Origin of the sequence: Flavobacterium sp. Root186 (assembly GCF_001428525.1) — a bacterium.
Lineage (GTDB): Bacteria > Bacteroidota > Bacteroidia > Flavobacteriales > Flavobacteriaceae > Flavobacterium.
On sequence record NZ_LMHW01000014.1, the window covers coordinates 355,272 to 380,102 of the forward strand.

A 24,831-nucleotide genomic window follows, 5' to 3' on the forward strand; every position below is an offset into this window, starting at 1 on the left:
ATCTGGCTGTTAGACAACTCTGCCAAATTATTTTTTATTTTGATATAAAACCGGGTTCAAATCATCGTCATTGTACATTTTCATTTGCTTGTACACTTTCATGAATTTTTCTCCGCTTTCAATATCTGTCAATAATTCTTCAATTGCTGTAGATAAATCTGTTCTTTGCTCTAAAAGAATATTTAATTTTTCCTGACATTTATCTCTGTGTTCCTGAGTAGCTTCTGCACGAGTCGCTTCTTCGTTCATGTGATAAATTTTCAACGCCAGAATAGACAATCTGTCAAATGCCCAAGCCGGACTTTCAGAATTGATTTTTGCTCCGTCTTTTGCTTTTACGCTGCTGTATTTTTGCAAAAAGTAACTATCAATATATTCAACCATATCAGTACGCTCCTGATTTGAAGCGTCGATTCGTCTTTTTAAAGTCAAAGCTGCTACAGGATCAATTTGCGGATCACGAATGATATCTTCAAAATGCCATTGAACAGTATCAATCCAGTTTTTTAAATATAATAAATGTTCAAATTTATCTTTTGGGTACGGATTGTTTATAGGCTGGTCAACATTATCAAATTGATGATAATCTTTAATGCTTTGTTCGAAAACAGAATATGCTAATTTTGAAAACATGTCTTTATTTTTTAGAGATACAAAGATACTTTTTATACTTTTATGCTGCGAAAAAAAGAAATTATTTTTTGTTTTTATATAATAGTTCGTTAATAAATTAAAAAATCATCATGAAAATTCATTATATATCTGAAAACAATAGTGTTCTAAATCATTTTCTGGGACAAATTAGAAATGTAAATGTGCAGAACGACAGTATGCGTTTTAGAAGAAATATTGAACGCATTGGCGAAATTATGGCTTATGAATTAAGCAAAACTTTACCATATAAAAGTGTTGAAATTCAAACACCGCTTGGAATTAAAAAAACGACTGAAATTGAAACCGATTTGGTTTTATGCCCAATTTTAAGAGCCGGTTTACCGCTTCATAATGGCTTTTTAAATTATTTTGACCATGCCGAAAACAGCTTTGTTTCTGCTTGCAGATTTCATCCAAATGGCGATGACGATTTTGAAATTTTAGTTGAATATCAGGCGATTTCAAACTTAAACAACAAAACGGTTTTACTTCTTGACCCTATTCTGGCAACGGGACAATCTATTGTAGCAGTTCACAAAAAACTGATTGAAAATGCTTCGCCGACAGAATTTCATATTGTTGTAGTTATCGCTGCGCCGGAAGGAATTGCTCATCTTGAAAAAAATCTTCCCGAAAATTGTCATTTATGGGTTGCTTCTTTAGACGAAAAACTGAATGAGAAAAATTATATTGTTCCAGGCCTTGGTGATGCCGGCGATCTTGCGTACGGAAGTAAATTATAACTGAGAGAAAAAAGTAAATAAGCTGCACAAAATCAAAATATAAAATACAATTTCGTTGTTGAGTTTTTGCTGCATATATTCTACATGACTTGCCGCCATCATTGATAAAGGTGCGATACTGAAGAATAATAAATCATTGCTTTTGTCTGGCGAAATGATGAAAACAAGAACCGCAATAAAAAAACAGGCTACCACTTTTTTATAAGATGTATGCACAATCTGCGGTCTGTTTGACAAGGTTGTTAACATTGAAAACACAAAAAATACGACAACCGCTGCATATATCGAAAGTGCTCCATTTTCGTAATTATTTTTAAAATAATCTATTCTGAAATCAACTACGGCACGCTCCTGAACAAACTTTACAGCATCAATATGGAACATTAATGAAACCATATAAAAGACGATTGACACGGCCAAAAGTGCAATAAATGGTAAAACCCAGTTTCTATAATCTCTCGAAACGTGAAAAATTATCGATATAAAAACTAAAATTATAAAAAGGACACTCCAAAATTGAAATAAACAAGCTACAAAAATCCAAAAGGAAGCGTCAAATATTTTTTCTTTTGATGCTTTTAAAGACTGAAGGGAAATCAATCTACGAAGTGCCAATAGTATAAAGAAATTGGCATAAACAACATTTGGATGATTAAATATTGTTGGAAAAAAGAGGATGAATAATAAGTAGAAAAATATCGCGTAACCGTTGTCTTTACTGAGCCCGTTTTTCTTGACAATAAAATTGATCATGAAAAATGAGGCAAAAATAAAGCATAGCAAACTTACTTTTTGAAATATCGTAAAATAAGAATTTATCCAAGATGTTTCTCGAATTTGAAACATAAAGAAGAAAACCAGTATCAAAATTACAACCAAGGAATAATTTAATGGTGTAGATTTTTTAAAAACACTTGTTATCATAAGGATATTTTATACTTTTGTGACTGTAAATATAATACTTGTTTAAAAAGGAAAACCAACAAGTTGAAAAAAGATTCTCAGTTTGAATTTTGCTTCAATGCGTTAAAACAATAATAACATATAATTTTATAAAATTATGAAAGCTTTTTTTGAAGGAATACAATACTTATTCGTTAACATTTTATTTGCTCCACTTGACTTTTTACGTCATTTAGAATTAAAAACATGGTTTGGTGCAAACACTATCAACTGGATTTTTATGATTATCTGTTCTGCAGCAATCGTATATTGGATTAAACAATTACGTGTTTTTGATGCTGCAGGAACTGAAAACCAAGATACAACGGCTCACTCTTTCTTAAAGTAAGTCGAAGCCGATATCCTTTCTAAAATACATCTTATCAAAATTTAGTTTATCTATGTTTTGGTAAGATTTTTTTATGGCCTGTTGAAAATCACCTCCGTATGATGTCACAGTCAAAACACGTCCTCCATTACTAACGACATTTTCGCCATCTAATTTTGTTCCGGCGTGAAAAACTATCGAATCTGTAATATTTTCTAAACCTGTAATTACTTTTCCTTTTTCGAAATCTTCAGGATATCCGCCAGAAACTACCATAATTGTTGTGGCACTTCTTGGATCAACTTTCAATTCGAATTCATCTAACTTTTGATTAGCAACCGAAAGGAATAATTCAACCAAATCAGATTCTAGTCTAGGAACTACAACTTCCGTTTCAGGATCTCCCATTCTTACGTTGTATTCAATAACAATTGGTTCGTTTTTTACATTGATCAAACCAATAAATACAAATCCTTTATATTCGATTCCATCTTTTTGAAAACCTGCGATTGTTGGTTTTACGATACGTGTTTCAATTTTTTCCATCAAAACAGCATCAACATAAGGAACTGGAGAAACTGCTCCCATTCCGCCTGTATTTAAGCCTGTATCACCTTCGCCAATTCTTTTATAATCTTTTGCTGTTGGAAGAATTTTATAGCTTTTCCCGTCTGTTAAAACGAAACAGCTTAATTCGATTCCATCCAAAAATTCTTCGATAACAACTTTAGAACTTGCTGCTCCAAATTTCTCATGAACCAACATGTTTCTTAATTCTGTTTTTGCCTCTTCAAGATCCTGAATAATCAAAACTCCTTTTCCTGCCGCTAAACCATCTGCTTTTAAAACGAATGGCGGCTGTAATGTTTCTAAGAATTTACATCCTTCTTCAACCGTTTCTGCAGTAAAACTGTCGTAAGCTGCAGTCGGGATATTATGTTTCATCAAGAATTCTTTTGCAAATTCTTTACTTCCTTCTAATTGAGCCCCTAATTTTGATGGCCCGATTACTGGGATATTTTTTAAACTTTCGTCATTTTTAAAATAATCATAAATACCTTTTACCAACGGGTCTTCTGGCCCTACGACTACTAAACTTATATTTTCTTTAAGCACTAATGTTTTTATTGCTTCAAAATCGGTAGGAGCTATTGCTACATTTTCTGCAATTGCAGCTGTTCCTGCATTTCCCGGTGCAACAAAAAGTTTTTCGCAAAGCGGACTCTGAATCATTTTCCACGCAAAAGCATGCTCTCTTCCGCCTGATCCCAATAATAAAATTGTCATGGTATAGTTGTATTTAGTTGTGGTGCAAAAATAATTGCTTTTGAACGTAAAAAATAATTAAATCTTAAAAACTTGTTGATTCTTCGCTGTTAGTAATTGGTAAATATTATTTTTGACGAAAATTATCCTGAAAAATGATTCGTCTTTTTGATCTTTCCCTTCAATTAAATGGTTTTCCTATAAAGAAAGCCAAAGCTGAATTGGATAAAATTGTTCATTTTTCTGAAGAAGAATATGCTTCTTTTCTCGAGAATAAAAAGAAAGAAATTGTTGATTTTCACTTAAAGAATAACTCTTTTTATAGAGAATTAGTTGGAAATATAACTGTTGAAAACTGGGAAGATTTACCCATTTTGAACAAGCAAAATCTGCAAAAAAGGCTCGAAGAAAGACTTTCAAACGGCTATTCAAAAAACAATATTTACCTCAACAAAACCTCCGGATCAAGCGGAACGCCTTTTGTTTTTGCTAAAGATAAATATTCGCACGCTTTAACCTGGGCATCAAATATTATGCGTTTTGGATGGTTTGGCATTGATTTTAATCATTCGTATCAAGCACGTTTTTATGGTATTCCGATGGATTTTATTGGCTATCAAAAAGAACGTTTCAAAGATTTTCTGACACATCGTTTTCGTTTTCCCGTTTTTGATTTATCTGATGAAATTCTCGAAAAATTTCTGCAGAAATTCAGATCGAAAAAATTCGATTATATCAATGGTTATACCAGTTCAATTGTTTTATTTGCCAAATTTTTAGAACAGAAAAACATTATCCTAAATGAAATCTGTCCCACTTTAAAAGCGTGTTTTGTTACTTCGGAAATGCTTTTTGAAACAGATAAAAAACTGCTGGAAAAACAATTCGGCATTCCCATTATCAGTGAATACGGCGCTTCGGAACTTGATTTAATTGCTTTTGAAAATCCTCAAGGCGAATGGCAGGTAAATGCTGAAACACTTTTTATAGAGATTTTAGATGAAAATAATAATGTTGTTCCCCATGGAACGAAAGGAAAAGTTGTGATTACGTCGTTATTCAACAAAGCAAATCCGTTTATCAGATATGAAATTGGCGATATCGGAATTCTCGATGAAAAAAGTACACCTCAAAAACCAATCTTAAAAAAATTAATTGGCAGAACAAATGACGTTGCCATTTTACCAAGCGGTAAAAAATCTCCCGGTTTGACGTTCTATTATGTAACCAAAAGCATTATAGAAGATGATGGAAATGTAAAAGAATTTATCATTAAACAAATGCAACTAGATACTTTTGAAATTGAATATGTTGCTGAAAAAGAATTAGTTTCAGAACAAATTCAAAAAATAAAAGAAGCCATCGATTTATATTTAGAGCCAAATTTGAACTTCACTTTTACAAGAAAATCTGTTTTAGAAAGATCCAATCGCGGGAAATTAAAACAGTTTAAATCGTATTTATAAATATAAATAAAATCTTACATTTGTTTTTTAATAAAAACTTATGGATGGTCAATCTCTGCTTTCTGAAGAAAGCATTTCTAATAAAATATATTTTATCCGTGGTCAAAAAGTTATGCTTGATCGTGACTTGGCAATACTTTATGGAATAGAAACAAAAAGATTAAAAGAACAAGTAAAAAGAAATCGAATCCGTTTTCCTGAAGATTTTATGTTTGAACTTACAAAAATAGAATTTGAAAATTGGAGGTCGCAATTTGCGACCTCCAATTCTGAAAAGATGGGATTACGTTATGTACCAATGGCATTTACAGAGCATGGCGTTTTAATGTTGTCAAGTATTTTAAATAGTGATAAAGCAATTCAAACCAATATTCAAATCATGCGTATTTTTACGAAAGTGAGGCAAATGCTTTTGGACACAACAGAAATTAAAGTTGATATTCTGCAGATTCAAAAGAAGTTAGAGAATCATGACAAGAATATTGAATTAGTTTTTTCTTATTTAGATGAATTGACTGAGAAAAAAGAAAATGAAGCTGAAAGAATCAAGATTGGTTATAAAAAATAATTCTTTAAGATCACAAATTGTCGTTTTTAAACTTTCTTTATATATTTTGGTTTGATTATCAATTGAGTAAATAAAAACCTCATCATTAACAAAACAGAAAAAAAGAGATTATAACCGTGAAAATCGCGATAAACACCAAAATTGTGTTTAATCAGTTTAAATTTTGAAGATGAAATAGAATCTTTTCTAATTCTATAAAAAGCTAAAGGTTCAGGAACTGGTTTTGTTTCTTTTATTTGTTTTAAAATCGTAAGCCACAAACGCCAGTCTTGTCTTTTTTGTGTAGCTTCAATTACAATTTTTCCAAAATATTCAGCATCATAAATAGCCGTTAAATTGCCTACATAATTGCAGAAGAACAATTGGTTGTAAGTTAAGTTTAATGGTGCTTCTACTCTTCTGTTTAAATTATTACCTTCTTCATCGATACAATCATAAAAACTAAACGTAAACGGCAGATTGTTTGTTTTTAAAAACTGAAGCTGCTTTTTCAGTTTATTTGGAAACCATAAATCATCGGCATCCAAAAAAGCAATATATTTCCCAGATGCTTTTTCTAAAGCAACATTTCTTGCAAAGCCATTTCCGGAATTTTTGGGTAATTTGAAGAGTTTTATTCGGCTGTCTTTTTCTGCAAAATCAGAAATAATTTTAACCGTTTCATCAGTCGATGCGTCATCAACCAAAATCATTTCCCAGTTTTGATACGTCTGGTTTTGAACTGATTCAATGGTGGCTCTAATGAACTTCTCAGTATTATATGTCGGTGTTAAAATAGATACTAAATCGTTCATTAATATGCTTTTTTATCGCCTTTAAAAATGTTTATTATCGTTTGCGAAATTATTTTTAAATCCAGAATTAAAGACCAGTTTTCGATATAAAAAACATCAAATTTTATTCTGTTTACCATATCTCGTTCTGCAGTTATTTCTCCTCTAAAACCGCTTACTTGTGCTAATCCGGTAATTCCGGGTTTAACACAATGACGAATCATGTATTTTTTTACTCTATTACCATATTCTTTGTTTTGGGACCATAAATGCGGTCTTGGCCCTACTACGGACATATCTCCCAACAAAACATTTATAAATTGCGGAAGCTCATCGATGCTCGTTTTTCTCATAAATCGTCCCATTTTTGTAACACGTGGGTCGTCTTTTGAAGCTTCTTTTTCTGTTGTTTTGTTAATGTACATCGAACGGAATTTGTAACATACAAATTCATTTTCTTCCATTCCAGGTCTTCCCTGCTTAAAAAATACCGGCCCTTTTGATTCTAATTTTATTAAAATTGCCAGTAACGGAATTAACCATGACAACAAAAAAACAATCACTAGAATTGAGAATGAAATATCAAAAAAGCGTTTTATAAATTTTATTGTTGGCTCATTAAGCATCGTTTGTTTTAACGAAAGCACCGGAAAAAAATCGTAATAATCTATCTTTAAGTTTTTCGAAAAAATCTCTTTTGTATCGGGAATAAACTTTATGGTTTTGTTATTTTCATCTGCAAAATCAATCAGGTCTTTCAAACTTTTATTCGAAACTTCATTTAAAGAACAATAAATCTCGTCGACCTCATTCTCTATCACAAATGGTTTTAAATCAGCTAATTTACCTGTAATTTTTTGGTTTACTTTTTTATCTGAAAAATATCCCAGAAATCGATATCCATAATCTCTTCTTGTTTCAAAAAGATCTTTTAATCGAATGGCTTCTGGTGTAAACCCAATAATAACAGCGTTTCTATAATTGCTGCCGGTTATGATTCTATATTCTTTTAAATAGAAAAATAAAGCAAATTTAAAAACCGTTACCAAGGTCAAAATCAAAGATATGAATACTACAATTTTTGATTCGCTAAAAATCGCTTGTCTCGAAAACGGAAAAAATGCGATAATTGTTAAGAGAAACAAAGTCCCTTGTTTTATTATTTTTGATGCAATAGCTATTGGCGTCGTAAAACGATATACTTCGTAAAATTTAATTGAAAATGCAACTATTCCCCACGCTGCATTTTGATATAAAATAAGGATCCAAATATTTGAAACCAGATTATTAAAAACAAAAAAACTTACTATCGAGATCACAAATAGGTCGATTAAAATACTTATTGGCCGAATATATTTTGAATATCTTCCTGTGTGAAATGAGGTCATATATAGTTACTGTACTATTGGATACAAATTTATATCGTTCGAAAACAATTCGAATTGATATTATTTAATATAGCTTGAAAAATCTTTGTGTTCTTCTTTAGAAAGTTCTTCTTTAGAAAGTGATCTAAAATAATCGTACGTGATTTTCATGCCTTCAGAACGGCTTACTTTTGCTTCCCAACCCAATAATTCTTTTGCTTTTGTCGTATCCGGCTGACGCTGCAACGGATCATTTATTGGTAAAGGATGATATACTACTTTTTGATTAGTCCCTGTTAATTTTATAATTTCCTCAGCAAAATCTTTAATTGTAATTTCGTCAGGATTTCCAATATTTACCGGATAAACATAATCAGAATGTAATAGTCTGAAAATACCTTCAACCTGATCGTCTACATAACAAAATGAACGAGTCTGCATACCGTCTCCAAAAATAGTTAAATCTTCTCCGCGAAGTGCCTGCCCAATAAATGCAGGAATTACACGCCCGTCATTTAGTCTCATTCTTGGACCGTATGTATTAAAAATACGCACGATTCTCGTTTCAACCCCATGAAAAGTATGATAGGCCATTGTTATTGATTCCTGAAAACGTTTAGCTTCATCATAAACACCTCTTGGTCCAATTGTATTTACATTTCCGTAGTATTCTTCGGTTTGAGGATGTACCAAAGGATCTCCATACACTTCAGAAGTTGAAGCGATAAGGATTCTTGCCTTTTTAACTCTTGCCAATCCTAACAAATTGTGTGTTCCTAACGAACCAACTTTTAAAGTCTGGATTGGAATTTTTAAATAGTCAATAGGACTTGCTGGCGAAGCAAAATGTAAAATATAATCTAAATCACCCGGTATGTGGACAAATTTTGTAATATCGTGATGGTAAAATTCAAAATGCTCTAATTTGAATAGATGCTCAATGTTTTTAAGATCTCCGGTAATCAAATTATCCATTCCGATAACAAAATAACCTTCCTTGATAAATCGATCGCACAAATGTGATCCTAAAAAACCCGCTGCTCCGGTAATAAGTATTCTTTTCATAATGATTTTGTTGAACCTTTTGTTTTGGTAATCTCTGTAAATTTGCACAAATGTAATAAAATATCTCGCCTTTTAAATTGACTAAAATCTTAATCAATAGGAGAATTCTATTTTTTAATTCATTATTAAATTGGTTTATTCTATTTTTACGAAACTAAATTTTGAATGTTTTGAAAGTTGTACACATTGTGGAAGCACTAGAAGGTGGTGTTTATGCTTATTTTAAAGATTTGTCAGCTTTCTTTGGTGATGAAAAAAATTGCAAAACCATAGAAACCACCATTATTTATAGCAGTAACAGAAATGGTGTTAGTATAGAAAAAGTTAACTCTGAATTTTCAAAAGGTGTTAACTTAATAAATATCAATATGGTGAGGGAGATTTCTCTCCTTCAGGATTATAGCGCCATTATTAAACTTACCGGAGAACTTAAAAAAATCAATCCAGACATAATTCATCTTCATTCTTCAAAAGCGGGTGTTTTAGGACGAATCGCAGCCTTTTTCTTATTCAAAAAAGTAAAGATTTTTTATACTCCACACGGCTATGCTTTTTTAAGAACCGATATTTCAAAAACTGCAAAAAAATTCTATTCTGTTATAGAAAAGGGTTTTCAATGGTTTTTTGGAGGAACAATTATTGCCTGCGGCGATACCGAATTTGAAATTGCAAAAAATATCGGTCCTGCTAAACTAATTCGAAATGGAGTTGATATTATAGATATCCGTCAGCATTTTTTACCTCAGCAGAATGCAAAATTGACAATTGGAATTTTGGGCAGAATCACGCCAGCAAGAAATCCACAATTGTTTAACGATATTGCTTTACGTTTCCCTGATTTTAATTTTATCTGGATTGGAGATGGAGAACTAAATCATTTAATTACAGCACCAAACATTAAAATTACAGGGTGGCTTTTAGATAAAAAAAACGTTTTTGAAAAATTAAATTCTATAGATGTTTACCTTCAAACTTCTTTGTGGGAAGGTCTTCCTATTGCTGTTTTAGAAGCTATGGCATTAGAAAAACCTGTAATTGCAACTAACATTATTGGGAATAAAGACATTGTTGTTCCAGATCAAACCGGGTTTGTTTTTGATAAAATCGATGAATTAGAAAACTATTTCGAGATTTTAAAAGCCCACAAAACGAGAGCTCTATTTGGAGAAAATGCACTAAAAAGATGCTATGAGCTTTTTGATAAAGATGAAAATTTTAAACAGCTTCAGGCTCTTTACCAAGAGTAAATTTTTGCTGAAGCCAATAACTTGAAAAAACAGAAAACCAAAGTCCGCTAAAAGCAATTCCATCAAATCGAAGCAAAAAATCATCTATTAAGTTTGAAGTAAAAAAGATGATAAAAAAAGAAATTATTAAAGGATTTTTTAAATCGTAACCTAAATATCCGATAGTAAAAATATACAGCATTACTACCAGAGGGCCGAGGATTCCAAACTTCAATAAAAAATCTAAAAACTGATTGTGCGTTGGGAATTCAAATTTTGCTAAAAAATGCTGATTTGTTTCTTTGTAATATTTATTTAGTTCCGGTTTTCCATCTGATGCACCAACTCCAAAAGGAAGATTTTTAATCGATAATTCCCATGCTGATTTCCAGATTGAAAGCCGTGTTGCCAAAGTATTAAAAGCATAAATTTCCGGATGATCTATTTCATCTAGTTTCCCCACTTTATCCATGTAAGCAAAAGTAACCGTAGAATATTTCTGTTTCATATATGGATTCTTCTGTACGAAAAAAAACAAGATACCGCCTATTACAAGTAAAAGAGCTATTAACGTTAATGCCATTCTATTTAAGCTGAATTTTGATTTTATTTCAACAATAAAAACGATTGCGTAACCAATTAAAACATTCACTAATGCCATTCTTGTATTGACCAAAAGCACAAAGGAAAACGATAATAAAAAGACCGCAAATCGAAGAATCTTAAGGGCTCTTTTTTCATTATTATGAAAACTGTAAAAAACAAAATAAAATGCACAAACGGAAACAAATGCCAAGTGCATATTTAGGGCTGGTGCATGAATACCAATACTATCTGCAAATTTATAACCTATTTCAAACAGGTCAATTCTGTTTAAATATTTGCTCAACAAATCGGGATATAGAATATAAAACCTTATTACAAATCCCAACATTACCATTGTTGTTGCAATACTATAAGTTTCTATTAATTTTAAAAATTTTACCCGTTGATAATTTCCAATAATAAAGATTGGAAATAGTAGTAATGAAATACTCTTTTCAATGGCTTTTAATCCTTTAGAAAAAGAATCATTGTTCCAAAAAAGTAATAATTCTAACAAAACTGGTGAAGCAATACAAAGAATTAAAATCCATGCCGTTTTGGTGAATTTTAATTTTCGGATAAAAATCAAATTAAAAACACCAAACAAAATAATAAGTAATGAACACGGTTTTCTGAAAATCATTGCAATAGCAATCAGACACAAAAAAACATGGAATAATTTATTGAAGTTCTTTTCTGAAAGATTCATAGTATAATGCAAAATAAATTAACGGAAAAACACCCATTTTATGGCGTACTGCTGTACCCAAATCGGGTTCGAAAACCCCTTGTACAATAAAAAAAGCAAAAATAATAAGCAGTACTAAAAGTTCTTTAGAATATTTTTTTCTATCTGCCAGACATTTGGCAAAACGAACTAATAAAATATAAAACAAAAGCAGCTGCCAGATTATAAAAATAACAATTTGAGGAGACAGTATATGTTTTAAACCGTTTAGAGGAATATTAACGGTGAAAAATCCATAAAAAATACCAATTGTTTCTCCATACCATGTATCTGTCTTTACGGGAGAAATAATTATAGAATTGGCATCTGAAGAACCAACACGGTCGCTGTTTACCAGCTCACGGCTAATTTCAGAAAGGTATTTTCCTTTTATAATACCATGACTAAAAGATAGAAAAACAGCAATCAATAAACCATAAAATATAGTGGTTATGGTTTTACTTTTGAAACTTATCAAACTGACTAAATACATTCCGACACCAATAACAGGAATCAAAAGATAATAGGGGCGAAAAAATACCCCAAAAATTAATAATAAAAGTATGGAGCATATAATTGTTTTTTTTAAAGAAACCTGTTGATTCAGACACATAAAAACAATTGGTGAGACATATAGAAAGGTTATAAACTCTTTTGATGGCATTGACATAAAAATGGCAATCATTAAAATCCCCATGTATACCAGCATATTCTTAACCGTTAGTTTTTCAAATTCATCCGGAATCCCAATTTTATATAGAATATACATTAAAAGAGGAAACTGAATTAAGGCAATAACAGGAAATGGCAAATAGCGCAGTCCGGAAATTTTATATAATAAAATAGAAACCGGATAACTGCCTATATAACCTATTTCATTGATTTTATCATAGGCAATAATAGCTGCATCATAAAAAAACTTGGGTGGTAAAACAAAAAAAGCTATTACCGCAACAAATAAGTTTGCAGCCGCAATCAGTAAAAATGCTGCCTTACTTTTTTCAATTTTAGTTTTCATGTTCGAAGTTATTTAATGCAAAAAAATCAAAATTTTATCTTTTCTATAGATAATTATAGCCGCAATACAATTCCAAAAAAGGGCACTCGAAACGTATGCGATTGCAGCACCGGCCATACCATATTCCGGAATTAAAAATCGGTTTAAAATAAAATTAATTACAACAGCCACAATTAGAATAATCTGAAAAATATGCTGTCTTCCGGTCATATTTAAATAAACTGGAGCCGAACCAAATGCTGAACAAATTCCCTGACCAATTATTAAAATTAAAAAAGCTTCCTGTGCTGCAATATATTGATGCCCGAAAAATGACAAAACATACTCTGAAAAAATACTTATTAATAAAATTACAGGAAAGGTAATTCCAAATATTAAACGAGAACTGTTTCTTAGAATCTTTCTTAATTCTGTTATGTTATGACTTGAAAATAACTCTGCGATTTTGGCTGAAACGGTAATATTTACTGTTAATATAATTACCGAAACTATCGTCATTATTTTTACACCTACTGAATAAAATGCAACCGTTTCATCGTTTTTATATTTTTTTAAAAACATAATATCAAAGCACATTAATAAAAACATAGACATTCCACTTATTGCAATTGGATACGACTTTTTGAAAATTTCTTTTTTAGAAAAAATTTCGGGGATACTTGTTTCTACTGTTTTATTAAAATAAATGAAAACAAAAATTGAACTTAAAATCGCTAAAACAATAAATCCTATTAAAAAAATATCTACTAAATAAGTTTCTTTATGGTAATAAAATAAGACTATTGAACCAATTATCAACGGAATATATTTTAAAATATTTCTAAATAACTCAGCAATGTATAATTTATCTAAAGCTCTAAAAACCTCGGTGTTAAAAAGTGACAATCCGTAGAAAAATAATGTTCCTGCTCCTTTTAAAAGTATGGTATAAACCTCATCATCTAAAAAGTAATTATTTATTCTTTTTTCATCAATACATAAAATGATAATTAAAGCCAATAACGAAGCCGCAAAAAGCATCATTATCATTTTAATATATACTTTTTTGAGCTGTTCAACCGCATTTTGACTTACCAAAAAGCCTTTGAAATATAAAATAGACTGGTCAAAACCAAGCATACAAATACATCCGGCAGCTAATAAAAAGGATCGGATAAAATCGTATTGACCAACTAGTTTTGGAGTATAGTTTTTGGTTAAAAAAATCGTAAACCCAAACAATAAAAGAACTCCAAATATCCGCAAAAACAAAGTACTTAAACTTTGCTTTATAAATGGATTTTTTGAAATTCTTTCAAAGATTTTATTCGTTTTCAAATGAATGCTATTTTACCTGAGCTTTTAAAAGCTGTTTACGATAAAACTTTTTGAATAAATGAACTAAAACCAAAATAAAAAGGAAGACAACTGGAAACATAAGTTTAAAATTTCCATTTGTAATTTTAGTATTGTTTATGTTTAAAGTCGCATTAATTTCTTTAATTGTCTTATCATAATTCACCAGCTTTAATCTGTTTTTTCCCTGATCTGTAATTAAATACTGTTTTGTTTTAATCATGTCATTTAACTGGGTATTTTCATTGTAATAAACCAGTTTATCATTTTTAGGCCCGTTTTTTACAGTATTTGAAAAGCCGTTTAAAACCTGGTCAATTTGCGATATAATAGTATCGTTTTGAACTATTTGCTGTTCAAGGTTTTTATATCCTATTTTTTGAAGTGCATCAAAATAGGCTGAATTGTTTAAGTATTTCAATAACGGTTCAACATTATCTTTTTCGTTTGTTACGGCGTTTGATACAAACGAAATAGTATGAAAAGTATAGTTTTTACTCGTGACATTATCTTCTAAAACTTTACTGACTTCGCCAACTTCAGCCATTAATTTTATAAGCTCAAAATTCTGCTCTTTGTCTTCAATAAATTTATAAACATCGGCGATTGGCTTTATTTCAATTTTTTTGATTGTTTTTGGATGTTGAATCCCAACAACATTTTTTAAGAAAACTGTATCACCCGAAATAATTTTCGATTCTATTAAATCTATTTTAGTATACAGATAATCAACGCTGCCAAAATTTGGTGTTACAATAACCTGATTTTGAAATGATTTTTTACTTGAATCTAAATACCATCCTAATCCAAATCCGAGAATTACTAAAATGGCAACGATAATCCAGTTTCTAATAAAAAACTGGATCGATCGAAAAATTAATGCATTTATCCGATCAAAAAAACTGCCGATACTTTTAGTAAGCTGAAAAATATCAATCTCTTTATCTGTATTATTTTGTGGTACTTGTGTACTCATTTTTAATTTTTATTTGATGTTGAAAATCTGCTCTAAAATCTTAATTGTGATCAAATAAGTTGGTTTTACACCTGTTGTTCCCAATCCGCCTGAGGCTAATGTACTTCCAGTTTCTAAAGGATTATCTGAAGCATAATACGCATAGCGAACTTTTATATCGTGCGGCACGCTTTTTCTAATTTTTGATGCCGACTGAATAGCTTTTTGATAATATGAACCTTCCATTTCAAGACCAATCACACCCCAAGTCGATTCGTGGAAAAATTTCAGCAAATCTCTGTTTTGCAATGAAGTTCCTAAAACGGTAACCATTGCACCTTCGTAAACGTCAATATCGTTTCCTTCGAACATCGCGCCTGTTAATTCATTTTCGAAGAAATAATTATCCGCCGTTCCCTCATTTATATGAGCTGACGGAATCATGATATCACCTTTTCCTCCTTCCAAAATTCCGGCTTTACCCATAATAGAAACTGATTTTACGTTTAGTAACGTTTCTTTTTTGAATGGTTTTAAAAGCTCGTCGATTGTTTCATAAGCCTGTTCTCCAAAAGCATAATCCATTACGATAATTACCGGTTTATCTTCGTCTATATTAGCGTATGAAAATGCCGTTTTTGACCAGTCAATTTTGGCTGTATCAAAAATTTGAACGTCGATATTTGTTCCTGAAGTGTCTGGCAAAGAAATCATTCCGTTTTTCAACGCTAATTCTTCAACCTGAGTTCTTATTTCTTTTGAGCCAGATCCGCTCAATTCTTCATAAATAAAGAAATCTGTTTTGCCTTTGTATTTTGATGTTAACAACGGTGTTGCAAAAATCGAGTTCATCACGCTGTGCATGTTGGCACTTATTACGTGAATTGGACGTTTTAAAAGATCGTTTGCTTTTAGAACTTCTTTGATATTTGTTGCCCAGATTTCTCCGTGAATATGATGTCCAAGGCGTTCACGTAAAACCGGACTAAAAGTTATAGTTCGTTTATTATTTTCTACAATTTCTTCGATCGCTAGTTTTCCTAACCAATAAATAACATGCAGGAAACGATCTGGTGCATTTTCTGAACCAAATGCATCGTAAATATCTAAAACTTCCTCAAAAGTTCGGGCTAAAATATTGGCAACGTGCGAAATTGCTTTTTCTTTTTCAATCTGCGAAAGCTTTTTTGTCTGCGTAACGGCTTGTTCTAATTTTAGCCAATCGCGAGAAACTTCTCCGCCGTCGTCAATTAAAACTCTGTTTTTAATTTTGTGAGATTCTATGAAAATAAAAGTTAAATGCGTCAGGATATCATAAATGTCTGAGCGTCCACGCGTGATTTCAACATTCATTTGTTCTTCGTCTATTCTGTAGCAGTTTCTTCTTCTTTTTGGAGGAACAATTGGCTGAAAATGCGATTTAGAATATCCTTCATCTGAAGTTAAATTGATGAATCGACATTGTTCAATTCCTATCGGAAGACGTTCTATAACGTACAAAAGTCCGTTTAATTCTACTTTATCTTCGGCAATATTTCCGTAGATTTCCGGACGTAAAGCCAATAATGATTCTCTTAAACTGTCGCCAGAAACTCCCATTGGTTTGTAAAAACCACGGTTGAATAAATGGCGCATTGTAATGTACATTTTTTCTATCGCTGCAGATGATTCCTGAGCTCTTGATCTTGATATATGTTTGGTTTCTTTCATTCTATTTTTATTTAAAAATCTTCGAAATAGTGAAGATCATTCTAACTTTTGACAAGCGAAAGTAGGAATTATATATGTAATTTCAGTAAAATGGTATTTAACAAATTGTTAGAAGAGATTAATAAAATCGACGATCTTATTTCAAATTATCCGCAATCTTTCTGTCATTCGATAATCTCGGAATTTTATTTTGTCCGCCTAATTTGCCTTGCGATTTCATGTATTCCTGAAATCCGTTTTTTGAAACTTTGCTGATAACGACTTTTCTTAAAACATTTCCGGTAATTAAATCGTCGTAATAAATGTTTTGCTTTCGCATCGAATCATCGATTGCTTCCGCAAAAGTTTCAATATTTTCAGGTTCTTTTTCAAATTCTATTAACCATTCGTGGTACGGTAATCCGTTTGCAGGCGTGATCTGCGGCGCAACGGTAAATTCGTTTATTACAATATTAGTTCCAGCCGTTGCTTCTTTCATTGCGTTTTCCACTTCGTTTGCAATTACGTGTTCACCAAAAGCAGAAATATAATGTTTGATACGTCCTGAAACTATGACACGATACGGAGCCAAAGATGTAAACTGAATCGTATCGCCAATATTATAACCCCAAAGTCCTGCATTCGTAGAAACTATTAAAGCATAATTTACGCCCAATTCTACTTCACCAATTGTGTATCTTTTTGGGTTTTCAGTAAAAAATTCATCAGCTTTAATGAACTCGTAAAAAATTCCGGAATTCAATAATAAAAGCATTCCTTTTTCTTTTTGAGAATCCTGATAGGCAAAAAATCCTTCAGAAGCTGGAAACAGCTCAATGCTGTCTACTTTTTTGCCAATCATTTGCTCAAACTTGGCGCGATAAGGTTCGTAATTAACGCCTCCATAAATGAACAAATTAAAGTTTTTAAAGATTTCGCTTATCTTTTTTCCGCCACTTCTTTCCTGTAAACGCTCAAAGTACATTTGTACCCAGGACGGAATTCCGGAAATCACAGACATATTTTCATTAATCGTTTCGCCTACAATTGTATTTACTTTCGTTTCCCAGTCATCAATACAATTGGTTTCCCAAGATGGCATTCTGTTTTTTTGCAAATATTTCGGAACAAAATGCGCTACAATACCAGAAAGTCTTCCGAATTTAATTCCGTGTTTTTCAGTCAAAATTGGGCTTCCCTGCAAAAAGATCATTTTACCATCAACAAAATCTGCATTTCCAGTCTCATTTATATAATGCAGGATTGCATTTCGAGCGGCATTGACATGCGTAGGCATTGATTCTTTTGTAAGCGGAATATATTTGGCACCAGAAGTTGTTCCAGACGTTTTGGCAAAATAAATGGGTTTTCCTTTCCAAAGAATGTTTTCTTCACCAACCTTAACCTTTTCGATATAATTTTTTAAATCTTCATAATCGCGAATGGGAACGTTTTTTTGAAAATCTTCAAATGTTTTTATCTTTTCAAAATGGTGGTCTTTTCCAAATTCGGTTTCTTTTGCACTTTCGATCAGACTCTTAAAAACTTCAAATTGTGTTTCAAGGGGTTTATTGGCCCAGGAAAGAGTCTGGCTGTATATTTTGCGGGCAAATATTTTTGCTGCTATCGATTTAATTGACATTTTTTGTGGTATTATTTTTTGTCACTTTTATTTTTCCTGCTCTTTTGCTGGCTTGTCTCCTGCTCTATTTTCGACACTTCTTCCCTCAGTTTAATTTCTTCTTCAGAGGCTTTCATATTTAAATCTGACGGTTCATCAGCTTCTCCTATAATAGAGTCTTTATTAAATTTTGCATACTCAAGCTGACCATTCAATACTTTTTGAACTCCTTTTATATAAGCCTCATTTTTTCTGAGAGCTGTTTCTAATGAATCCGATTTTATGGCCAATTCCGTTGCATTCTTTTTTAATTGAGAAGAAGAATAACCCGGAATAAACTCGCGCAAAGGAGTAAATGCGATAATGAAAGTAGTAACCAGAATAAGAAAAATTCCGCCTAAAGTAAACATTACAAACACATTCATCAGCGTTAGTCTGAAGGAAAAAATTTCTTCAAAAGTATCTTCATTCAAAATTACCAGTCGGTTTTTGATGAATAATTTTTTCCTAAAGTTCCTTTTTTTCTTAGCCATTTTGGTTATTTATACGAGCAAATATAGTAATTAATCGCATTGTTGATGCTTGCGAAAAATGAGCATTTGCAGTAATATAATGATTTTATAAAATATTTAACGCACTTAAAAACAAATTTTTTAATCCAAAAACCATTCTTGTTCGTATATTCTATATACCTTTGCGGTGAAAATAAAAAATCAATTTGCTTCGGCATTAAATATAATAGTCATGGGAAGATTAGGTCTTACAGAAATCCTTGTTATCGTAGGTATTGTGATATTACTTTTTGGAGGTAAAAAAATTCCAGAATTAATGAAAGGTTTAGGAAGTGGAATTAAGGAATTTAAAAACGCTGCTAAAGACGATCAACCTGCTCCTGCTAAAAAACAAGAGGAAGAAACAAAATAGTAACCTTCAACTTAATAAAAATCCCAGATTACAAATTGTAGTCTGGGATTTTTTTGTTTTATCTCCAATTGGAATTTGGAATTTTTTAAAGTACCATCGTCAACTGAATTCTCTTTCTATCCTCATCAACCTCCGTAACCTTAACATCAACATGCTGATGTAATTTTACCACTTCGTTTACGTCGCTTACAAAGCCGGCTTTCAATTGTGAAATGTGAACCAATCCGCTTTCTTTGATTCCGATATCAACAAAACAGCCAAAGTTGGTGATGTTATTAACAATTCCCGGAAGAATCATTCCTGTTCTCAAATCTTTAATTGATTTTACATTCGCATCAAATTCAAAAACCTTAGCCGACTTTCTTGGATCTAATCCTGGCTTTTCAAGCTCTTTTATGATGTCTTTCAGCGTAAGTAAACCAATTTCAGGTGTTACATACTTTTCGGGCTTAATAAGCGCCGTTTTTTCTTTATTCGCAATTAAATCATTTAACGAAAGATTCAAATCCTTCGCCATCTTTTCCACAACCGGATAAGCCTCCGGATGCACCGCCGAATTATCCAGCGGATTTTTAGCATTTGTAATTCGAATAAATGCAGCTCCCTGCTGATACGCTTTATCTCCTAAACGGGGCACTTTTTTCAACTGTTTTCTGTCTTCAAAAGGCCCATTTTCAGAACGATATTGTACAATATTTTCGGCCAGTTTCTCTCCTATTCCACTCACATAACTAAGTAAATGTTTACTTGCTGTATTAATATTAATTCCAACCGAGTTTACGCAGCGAATTACCGTACTGTCTAATTCTTCTTTTAATTTGGTTTGGTCAACATCGTGTTGATATTGCCCTACTCCAATTGCTTTTGGGTCAATTTTTACCAATTCAGCTAATGGATCTGAAAGTCTCCTTCCGATTGAAACCGATCCACGAACCGTTACATCATAATTTGGAAATTCTTCTCTCGCAATTTTTGATGCCGAATAAACCGAAGCCCCAGCCTCAGAAACAATAAAAACCTGCACGGGTTTATCAAACGCGATTTTTTTTATGAAAAATTCGGTTTCTCTTGAAGCCGTTCCGTTCCCGATAGAAATCGCATCTATTTGATATGCGTTTACCATCGAACGGATTTTTTTTATCGCCATTGATTCCTCATTTTGAGGCGCATGCGGATAAATCGTTTCATTGTATAACAAATCACCTTTTTCGTCCAGACATACTACTTTACATCCGCTTCTAAATCCTGGATCGATCGCCAAAATTCGTTTTTCTCCCAAAGGCGGAGCCAATAATAACTGTCCTAAATTGTTAGCAAAAACCTGAATTGAATTTGCATCGGCTTTTGCTTTTGCTTCCTGCAAGGTTTCATTTCCAATTGCCGGATTCAATAAACGTTTATAACTATCCTCAATTGCTAATTGCAAATGAGCTGTCGTATTATTTTGTTTTTTAATGATGATTTCGTCAATAACATCGTAAGCATCATCGATATCAACATCGATTTTCATTTTAACATATCCTTCATTTTCAGCACGAAGCATTGCTAATAATCGGTGTGATGGCGCTTTTGTTAAAGGCTCTTCCCAATCAAAATATTGATTGAATTTTTGTGCTCCTTCTTCTTCTGCTTTCTTTTTTACAACTTTAGTTCCAATAATTGCTTTTCGCTGAAACAATCTACGAAGCTGTTTACGAACATAAATATTTTCGTTAATCCATTCGGCTACAATATCTCTTGCGCCTTGCATTGCTGCTTCTTCATTAATAACATTTTCATTTATGTATTGCGTTGAAATAAAATCAACGTCAACATCACTTTCTGACATTATGATTTTGGCCAAAGGTTCTAAACCAAATTCACGCGCAACATCGGCTTTTGTTTTTTTCTTCTTTTTGTACGGAAGGTAAAAATCTTCAATTTCCTGCAAGTCAAAACTCTGTTCTATTTTTTGTTTCAATTCTGGCGTAAGTGCTTTTTGTTCTTCAATAGATTTAAGAACTGCTTCTTTTCGCTTTACAATCGTCTCATAATCTTTTTGCAATTTTGCAATCTGCTCAATTACAACTTCGTCAAGATTTCCGGTTGTATCTTTTCGGTAACGCGAAATAAACGGAATTGTACAATCCTCTTCTAGTAATTTTACAGTGTTTTGAATGTTAATTGCTGCAGTTTGAACAGACTTGGCAATGAATTGAATATTAGTCATACTTTAATGAAATAAATTCTTAATTATAAATTGATATAATTTACTTGTTAAAATTAATCAGCAAATTCTTCAACGATTCGGCTAAAATAATATCTTTGTTTTTAATATTATGCTAATGGAAAAATTTTTACTCTATTTTTTATTTATAAATATCATTATTTTTATACTTGCCGGTTATGATAAATATCTGGCCCGAAAAAATAAACGAAGAATCCCTGAGAATACTTTGTTTTTTATTGAAGCAATAGGAGGAACACCAGGTTTATTAACAGCAATGTTTTTCTTTAGACATAAAACGAGTAAAACCTCATTTATTGTCAAATTCTCACTGATTTTTTTAATTCAGGCTGTTTTAGTTTATGTCTACTTAACGAACAAAAGATAGATATTAACAATGTTGATAACCTTAAAATATGTTATTTGAATTAAATTCAATTATCTGTATATTAGGTTATTAAATAAAAAACCGGATGAATTTTAAAAATCCGCCCGGTATGTTTTTATTTATTTGGTGCGAAGCACCCGTTTTTTTCTGACTCTTATTAACAAGCTATTTTATTAACTCTATTTTGGTGTCTTCCGCCTTCAAATGCAGTCGTTAAAAAAGCCTCAACGATTTCAACCGCTTGCGGAATAGAAGTAAAACGCGCCGGGATACTCACAATATTAGCATCGTTATGTAAACGAGTTAAATAAGCAATTTCTTTAGTCCAGCATAAACCAGCTCTTACTTTCGGGTGTTTATTAACCGTCATTGCAATTCCGTTTCCGCTTCCGCAGATAACGATTCCAAAATCAGCTTTCCCTTCAGAAACATCATTCGCAACCGGATGTCCAAAATCAGGATAATCAACAGAAGCATCAGTATCTGTTCCATAATTTGTTACTTCATATCCTTTTGCTTCAAGCATTGCCACAATTGCTTTTTTATATTCTGGTCCTGCGTGGTCGTTTCCTATCGAAATTTTCATTTTTCTATACTATTAAGTTGTGTAGTACAAATTTACTCAATTAATAAATGTTTGCCACGAATTATACCAATTTTCACAAATTTCTTTTCTTCTTTTAGTTTTAAACTATTTTTAAAAGATCGAATAGAATTACTGTACATTCGTAAAATTCGTGGCAAAAAAACTAAAATCATAACTAACATAATATCAAAAACTTATCACTTATCAACATTTTTGATAAGTATATAAGTATCTCATAATCAATAAAGAATAAACAGAATATTTGTTAAATTTTTAGAATGTTAATAGCTGTTCGTAATTCGTTGATATTCAATTAACTTTAAGTTAACATTATTTGTTAATAAGTCCGCAAAGAAAATTAGAAGTTTTTTTTGGTTGTGTCGAAAAAAAACCTAATCCAAAACCGTAATTAAAAATCCTAATAAAGTTTCAGTAATTTTTAGAAAAGTTATCAATATCAAAAATGCCATTTTCAACAAATAGCAGCATATGAACTTATCTACAAAATGAATCTATTTTTGGTTGTCAACCGTTGTTAATTAAAATATAAAAAGTCTTATAAATTAATCTTTTAGCTAAATATAAGTATGTTGATAACTCCCAATAACTAAGAGAAACTTCATTTCAATACTTTTAAAAATAAATTTATTCGACATATTAACAAGCTATAATAACCATCAAAAATTAATTAAATTTAAAATTTCTTTTTTGTTGTATTTAATATATGTTGAAAACTATTTAAGTTGAAAAAGGAAAAAAAAATTTGAGTTTAAAAAAAAGAATGATTTTAAACGATTTTAAGAGGATTGTTCAGATTGTCCAGAATTTGCTGAACTTCTTCGAAATCGTTTAGATAGATCATAGTTTGTTACTATTAAATTTAAAAATAAATTTCTTATTTAATTTCTTGTTAATAGATTATATATTTACTGAAATTATAAAATAGATTATGAAAAAAACTTTACTCTTAATTTTATTTCCTTTATTAAGTTTTAGCCAAACTAAAATTGGTGAAGATATTTTAGGAAAATATGCAGCAAGTACAAATATGACCCCAATTTTTGGTTGTAATGTTGCAATTTCAGGCGATGGAAACGTTGTATCAATTGGAGATGATAATTATGCTAATTGGGCTGGAACTGCTTGGATTTATAAAAATACAGCAGGAAATTGGAACTTGTTGGGTCAAAAATTTTCTACAGGAGACACAGGTGATGGAAAAGGCAGCAGTGTTTCTCTATCTGATGATGGAAATACTGTAGCTGTTGGTTCTTCTCAAGACGCACGAAATTATGGCACTGTTGGATATACTCAAGTTTTTCAAAACATCAATGGAACTTGGACTCAAATTGGACTTGATATAAAAGGAAAGCTTGCTCGTGAATATAGTGGTTCTAGTGTTTCCCTTTCTGGAGATGGATCGACTGTTGCCATAGGTTCTCCAGGAAATAGTGATAAAATTTTTAATCAAGGCTGCGTTCGCGTTTATAAAAATGTAGGAGGTATATGGACCCAAGTAGGAGCTGATCTTTATGGTAATGTATCTGGCGGTTCATTTGGATTGAAAGTTTCATTATCAAGTGATGGACAAACAATGGCTATTGGTAGTTCTAAAGATTCTTTTTATGTATATAAAAATATAGCAGGTACATGGACTTTAGTAGGAGAATTTGAAGGTGTATATTATAATTTCTGTCTATCTTCTGATGGGTCTACAATCGCTGCTGTTTCTTATTTTATGACTACTGATAAAGAAACAGGATCTGATATAAGATTAAGATATGTTAAAATGATGCGCTTTATAAATGGTTCCTGGACTCAAGTAGGAACTAATAAAGTTCAAAAATATAGATTAGATGGAGCCGGAGACAGTATTTCATTATCCGGAGATGGTTCAATTCTTGCAATAGGGGCTGCGGGTGCTACTAAATGGTTAGGTGATGAGTTTGGAACTGTTAGTGTTTATCAGGAAAATGCTGGTGATTGGACACAAATTGGTGTAGATATTTTAGGAAAAAAAAATTATGATTTAAAAGGAGGTCAAATTATGCTTTCAAAAAATGGAAATAAACTACTAATTGGTTATCCATACGATGATAATTCTGTAGGTGTAGATGCCGGAGCGATCAGAGTTTATGATTTGTCTCCCGTTTTAAATACGAATAGTTTTGTAATGTCAAATTCTGTAATTTACCCTAATCCAGCTTCAGAGACGGTGAATATTAGTTTAGCAGAAGGTTTAGCCTTAGAAAAAGTAAATATTTATAATACTTTAGGACAATTATTAAAAACTGAAAAAAGTACTAGTATTAATATAAATTATTTATCCAAAGGAGTTTACTATTTTGAAATAATTACAGATAAAGGAAAAGCTTCTAAGACAATTGTTGTAAAATAAA

23 protein-coding genes are annotated in these 24,831 nt (G+C 31.6%); 8 read left to right on the forward strand and 15 right to left on the reverse strand.

The genetic code is table 11. From position 1 onward, the window contains the following. Nucleotides 1-27: 27 nt before the first annotated feature. Nucleotides 28-633, reverse strand: coding sequence for a DUF4254 domain-containing protein (locus ASD98_RS18455; protein ID WP_056207181.1), 606 nt, complete (start codon nucleotides 631-633; stop codon nucleotides 28-30). 110 nt (nucleotides 634-743) lie between these two features. Here ASD98_RS18455 and upp point away from each other — a divergent pair, with 110 nt between their 5' ends. Further along, on the forward strand, nucleotides 744-1,397 hold the full coding sequence (upp, locus tag ASD98_RS18460; RefSeq protein WP_056207184.1) for a uracil phosphoribosyltransferase: 654 nt from the start codon (nucleotides 744-746) through the stop codon (nucleotides 1,395-1,397). On the opposite strand, the gene ASD98_RS18465 is transcribed toward upp, so the two are convergent. Beyond that, nucleotides 1,392-2,321: a DUF6427 family protein gene (locus tag ASD98_RS18465; protein ID WP_056207186.1), complete on the reverse strand. Its 930-nt coding sequence runs from the start codon at nucleotides 2,319-2,321 to the stop codon at nucleotides 1,392-1,394. The two genes, upp and ASD98_RS18465, sit on opposite strands and share 6 nt — an antisense overlap. 136 nt (nucleotides 2,322-2,457) lie before the next feature. On the opposite strand from ASD98_RS18465, the gene ASD98_RS18470 reads away from it, so the two are divergent. After that, nucleotides 2,458-2,688 carry a hypothetical protein gene (locus ASD98_RS18470; protein ID WP_056207188.1) on the forward strand — a complete coding sequence of 77 codons (231 nt, stop codon included), beginning with the start codon at nucleotides 2,458-2,460 and terminating at the stop codon, nucleotides 2,686-2,688. Here the strand turns inward: ASD98_RS18470 and purD are convergent. Next, nucleotides 2,680-3,954 (reverse strand): phosphoribosylamine--glycine ligase, encoded by a 1,275-nt coding sequence (gene purD / locus ASD98_RS18475; protein ID WP_056207191.1) that lies wholly within the window; start codon nucleotides 3,952-3,954, stop codon nucleotides 2,680-2,682. The two genes, ASD98_RS18470 and purD, sit on opposite strands and share 9 nt — an antisense overlap. Before the next feature lie 134 nt (nucleotides 3,955-4,088). On the opposite strand from purD, the gene ASD98_RS18480 reads away from it, so the two are divergent. Further along, entirely contained in the window at nucleotides 4,089-5,399 is a 1,311-nt protein-coding gene (locus tag ASD98_RS18480; RefSeq protein WP_056207193.1) for a phenylacetate--CoA ligase family protein, read from the forward strand. 40 nt (nucleotides 5,400-5,439) lie between these two features. Beyond that, entirely contained in the window at nucleotides 5,440-5,967 is a 528-nt protein-coding gene (locus ASD98_RS18485) for an ORF6N domain-containing protein (RefSeq protein ID WP_056207195.1), read from the forward strand. Nucleotides 5,968-5,993: 26 nt separating this feature from the next. On the opposite strand, the gene ASD98_RS18490 is transcribed toward ASD98_RS18485, so the two are convergent. From ASD98_RS18490 to ASD98_RS18500, 3 genes are read right to left on the reverse strand one after another with little or no spacing between them, the layout of a single operon-like run. Further along, nucleotides 5,994-6,761, reverse strand: a complete 768-nt coding sequence (locus tag ASD98_RS18490) for a glycosyltransferase family 2 protein (RefSeq protein ID WP_056207197.1) — start codon at nucleotides 6,759-6,761, stop codon at nucleotides 5,994-5,996. After that, nucleotides 6,761-8,128: an undecaprenyl-phosphate glucose phosphotransferase gene (locus ASD98_RS18495; protein WP_056207199.1), complete on the reverse strand. Its 1,368-nt coding sequence runs from the start codon at nucleotides 8,126-8,128 to the stop codon at nucleotides 6,761-6,763. The genes ASD98_RS18490 and ASD98_RS18495 overlap by 1 nt, the downstream gene beginning before the upstream one ends. A gap of 60 nt (nucleotides 8,129-8,188) precedes the next feature. Then, the gene (locus ASD98_RS18500) at nucleotides 8,189-9,172 is read right to left on the reverse strand and encodes a UDP-glucuronic acid decarboxylase family protein (RefSeq protein WP_056207444.1); all 984 of its coding nucleotides are present in this window, start codon (nucleotides 9,170-9,172) and stop codon (nucleotides 8,189-8,191) included. Between the two features lie 170 nt (nucleotides 9,173-9,342). Between ASD98_RS18500 and ASD98_RS18505 the strand changes: the two genes are divergently transcribed. Continuing rightward, nucleotides 9,343-10,419, forward strand: coding sequence for a glycosyltransferase (locus ASD98_RS18505; protein WP_056207445.1), 1,077 nt, complete (start codon nucleotides 9,343-9,345; stop codon nucleotides 10,417-10,419). Here the strand turns inward: ASD98_RS18505 and ASD98_RS18510 are convergent. From ASD98_RS18510 to ASD98_RS18540, 7 genes are all read right to left on the reverse strand, one after another. Continuing rightward, nucleotides 10,388-11,626: an O-antigen ligase gene (locus ASD98_RS18510; protein ID WP_242412139.1), complete on the reverse strand. Its 1,239-nt coding sequence runs from the start codon at nucleotides 11,624-11,626 to the stop codon at nucleotides 10,388-10,390. The genes ASD98_RS18505 and ASD98_RS18510 overlap by 32 nt on opposite strands. Nucleotides 11,627-11,663: 37 nt before the next feature. Further along, entirely contained in the window at nucleotides 11,664-12,728 is a 1,065-nt protein-coding gene (locus ASD98_RS18515) for a hypothetical protein (protein WP_056207203.1), read from the reverse strand. A gap of 12 nt (nucleotides 12,729-12,740) precedes the next feature. Further along, the gene (locus tag ASD98_RS18520; protein WP_242412140.1) at nucleotides 12,741-14,045 is read right to left on the reverse strand and encodes an MATE family efflux transporter; all 1,305 of its coding nucleotides are present in this window, start codon (nucleotides 14,043-14,045) and stop codon (nucleotides 12,741-12,743) included. Nucleotides 14,046-14,052: 7 nt separating this feature from the next. Further along, entirely contained in the window at nucleotides 14,053-15,039 is a 987-nt protein-coding gene (locus ASD98_RS18525) for a hypothetical protein (protein WP_056207207.1), read from the reverse strand. Between the two features lie 9 nt (nucleotides 15,040-15,048). Then, nucleotides 15,049-16,728 (reverse strand): hypothetical protein, encoded by a 1,680-nt coding sequence (locus ASD98_RS18530; protein ID WP_056207209.1) that lies wholly within the window; start codon nucleotides 16,726-16,728, stop codon nucleotides 15,049-15,051. 136 nt (nucleotides 16,729-16,864) lie between these two features. Further along, on the reverse strand, nucleotides 16,865-18,349 hold the full coding sequence (locus tag ASD98_RS18535; protein WP_056207211.1) for a GH3 auxin-responsive promoter family protein: 1,485 nt from the start codon (nucleotides 18,347-18,349) through the stop codon (nucleotides 16,865-16,867). An 11-nt stretch (nucleotides 18,350-18,360) separates the two neighbouring features. Then, nucleotides 18,361-18,861, reverse strand: coding sequence for a hypothetical protein (locus ASD98_RS18540; RefSeq protein ID WP_056207213.1), 501 nt, complete (start codon nucleotides 18,859-18,861; stop codon nucleotides 18,361-18,363). A gap of 211 nt (nucleotides 18,862-19,072) precedes the next feature. Here ASD98_RS18540 and ASD98_RS18545 point away from each other — a divergent pair, with 211 nt between their 5' ends. Continuing rightward, nucleotides 19,073-19,252 carry a twin-arginine translocase TatA/TatE family subunit gene (locus ASD98_RS18545; protein WP_042564899.1) on the forward strand — a complete coding sequence of 60 codons (180 nt, stop codon included), beginning with the start codon at nucleotides 19,073-19,075 and terminating at the stop codon, nucleotides 19,250-19,252. Between the two features lie 85 nt (nucleotides 19,253-19,337). On the opposite strand, the gene ASD98_RS18550 is transcribed toward ASD98_RS18545, so the two are convergent. Then, nucleotides 19,338-21,461, reverse strand: coding sequence for a Tex family protein (locus ASD98_RS18550; RefSeq protein WP_056207215.1), 2,124 nt, complete (start codon nucleotides 21,459-21,461; stop codon nucleotides 19,338-19,340). Between the two features lie 115 nt (nucleotides 21,462-21,576). Between ASD98_RS18550 and ASD98_RS18555 the strand changes: the two genes are divergently transcribed. Next, nucleotides 21,577-21,846, forward strand: a complete 270-nt coding sequence (locus ASD98_RS18555; protein ID WP_056207217.1) for a DUF1294 domain-containing protein — start codon at nucleotides 21,577-21,579, stop codon at nucleotides 21,844-21,846. Between the two features lie 157 nt (nucleotides 21,847-22,003). Here ASD98_RS18555 and rpiB read toward each other — a convergent pair whose 3' ends face one another. Continuing rightward, nucleotides 22,004-22,432: a ribose 5-phosphate isomerase B gene (rpiB, locus tag ASD98_RS18560; RefSeq protein ID WP_056207219.1), complete on the reverse strand. Its 429-nt coding sequence runs from the start codon at nucleotides 22,430-22,432 to the stop codon at nucleotides 22,004-22,006. Nucleotides 22,433-23,381: 949 nt separating this feature from the next. On the opposite strand from rpiB, the gene ASD98_RS18565 reads away from it, so the two are divergent. Beyond that, complete coding sequence (locus ASD98_RS18565; protein WP_056207221.1) at nucleotides 23,382-24,830, forward strand: T9SS type A sorting domain-containing protein; 1,449 nt, start codon at nucleotides 23,382-23,384, stop codon at nucleotides 24,828-24,830. Nucleotide 24,831 lies beyond the last annotated feature (1 nt).

Bases quoted from the DNA above. Each gene is read 5' to 3' on its own strand.
- ASD98_RS18455 (WP_056207181.1), bottom strand. From the start codon at position 633: ATGTTTTCAAAATTAGCATATTCTGTTTTCGAACAAAGCATTAAAGAT.
- upp (WP_056207184.1), top strand. From the start codon at position 744: ATGAAAATTCATTATATATCTGAAAACAATAGTGTTCTAAATCATTTT.
- ASD98_RS18465 (WP_056207186.1), bottom strand. From the start codon at position 2,321: ATGATAACAAGTGTTTTTAAAAAATCTACACCATTAAATTATTCCTTG.
- ASD98_RS18470 (WP_056207188.1), top strand. From the start codon at position 2,458: ATGAAAGCTTTTTTTGAAGGAATACAATACTTATTCGTTAACATTTTA.
- purD (WP_056207191.1), bottom strand. From the start codon at position 3,954: ATGACAATTTTATTATTGGGATCAGGCGGAAGAGAGCATGCTTTTGCG.
- ASD98_RS18480 (WP_056207193.1), top strand. From the start codon at position 4,089: ATGATTCGTCTTTTTGATCTTTCCCTTCAATTAAATGGTTTTCCTATA.
- ASD98_RS18485 (WP_056207195.1), top strand. From the start codon at position 5,440: ATGGATGGTCAATCTCTGCTTTCTGAAGAAAGCATTTCTAATAAAATA.
- ASD98_RS18490 (WP_056207197.1), bottom strand. From the start codon at position 6,761: ATGAACGATTTAGTATCTATTTTAACACCGACATATAATACTGAGAAG.
- ASD98_RS18495 (WP_056207199.1), bottom strand. From the start codon at position 8,128: ATGACCTCATTTCACACAGGAAGATATTCAAAATATATTCGGCCAATA.
- ASD98_RS18500 (WP_056207444.1), bottom strand. From the start codon at position 9,172: ATGAAAAGAATACTTATTACCGGAGCAGCGGGTTTTTTAGGATCACAT.
- ASD98_RS18510 (WP_242412139.1), bottom strand. From the start codon at position 11,626: ATGATTTTCAGAAAACCGTGTTCATTACTTATTATTTTGTTTGGTGTT.
- ASD98_RS18515 (WP_056207203.1), bottom strand. From the start codon at position 12,728: ATGAAAACTAAAATTGAAAAAAGTAAGGCAGCATTTTTACTGATTGCG.
- ASD98_RS18525 (WP_056207207.1), bottom strand. From the start codon at position 15,039: ATGAGTACACAAGTACCACAAAATAATACAGATAAAGAGATTGATATT.
- ASD98_RS18530 (WP_056207209.1), bottom strand. From the start codon at position 16,728: ATGAAAGAAACCAAACATATATCAAGATCAAGAGCTCAGGAATCATCT.
- ASD98_RS18535 (WP_056207211.1), bottom strand. From the start codon at position 18,349: ATGTCAATTAAATCGATAGCAGCAAAAATATTTGCCCGCAAAATATAC.
- ASD98_RS18540 (WP_056207213.1), bottom strand. From the start codon at position 18,861: ATGGCTAAGAAAAAAAGGAACTTTAGGAAAAAATTATTCATCAAAAAC.
- ASD98_RS18545 (WP_042564899.1), top strand. From the start codon at position 19,073: ATGGGAAGATTAGGTCTTACAGAAATCCTTGTTATCGTAGGTATTGTG.
- ASD98_RS18550 (WP_056207215.1), bottom strand. From the start codon at position 21,461: ATGACTAATATTCAATTCATTGCCAAGTCTGTTCAAACTGCAGCAATT.
- ASD98_RS18555 (WP_056207217.1), top strand. From the start codon at position 21,577: ATGGAAAAATTTTTACTCTATTTTTTATTTATAAATATCATTATTTTT.
- rpiB (WP_056207219.1), bottom strand. From the start codon at position 22,432: ATGAAAATTTCGATAGGAAACGACCACGCAGGACCAGAATATAAAAAA.
- ASD98_RS18565 (WP_056207221.1), top strand. From the start codon at position 23,382: ATGAAAAAAACTTTACTCTTAATTTTATTTCCTTTATTAAGTTTTAGC.